Origin of the sequence: Nocardioides sp. CPCC 206348 (assembly GCF_048654705.1) — a bacterium.
Classification (GTDB): domain Bacteria; phylum Actinomycetota; class Actinomycetes; order Propionibacteriales; family Nocardioidaceae; genus Nocardioides.
This window is the reverse complement of record NZ_JBMCZA010000090.1, coordinates 3052-3747: the sequence shown is the minus strand read 5'-3', so window position 1 is coordinate 3747 and position 696 is coordinate 3052. Positions and strand designations below refer to the sequence as shown.

Sequence of the window (696 nt, the reverse complement as noted above, 5' to 3'; positions counted from 1 at the left end):
GCCGGTCAGGTTCGAACGCGATCGTGCGGCGCTGGTGTTCCCGGCCGACATGCTGGCGATGTCGTTGCCCGACGCGAACCCGCACGTGCGGCAGATGGGGCTCGACTACCTGTCCGCCCGCTTCGGCGACGGCGGGCAGGACGTGCGGTCGCAGGTGCGGGGCTACCTCGAACGGATCCTCGGCAACGGCTCCACCGACGTCGCCTCGGTCGGCGAGGCGCTGGGCCTGCACGGGCGCACACTGCAGCGCAGGTTGGCGGCCGCCGGGACGACGTACGGCGACGTGCTGGACGGAGTACGGCGCGATGCTGCGCTGCGCCACCTCGCCCACTCGGACCTGCCGCTCGCGCAGGTCGCGGCGGCGTTGGGCCTGGCCGACCAGTCGACGCTGACGCGGTACGTCGTGCGGTGGTTCGGCAAGCCGCCGTCGCGGCTGCGGCGCGAAGGTGTGTCGCGATCGGTCAAGAAAGCGTCGCGGTAGCCCAAGACGGCGCCGCACTCAGGTGTCAGGATCGGGGCATGAGCACTGATGCCACGACGAACACCGCCGACGCGTTGGCCGCGATCGGCGCGCGCACCATCCCCGAGTTCGAGGGCGTCCATGACGTCTGGCCGCGCGGTGACCGGCTGCGGGCCGTCCGCGCCGCGGCCGAGGCGTACAAGCCGCGGTTCAAGGCCCAGGGGCAGGTGAAGGCG

General features: G+C 72.6%; 1 protein-coding gene. It reads left to right on the top strand.

Features of this window, described 5'->3' with window-relative positions; genetic code table 11:
* The coding region (locus ACOADB_RS04745) for a helix-turn-helix transcriptional regulator (protein WP_378596781.1) at positions 1–481 on the top strand (481 nt) is incomplete at its 5' end.
* Positions 482–696 lie beyond the last annotated feature (215 nt).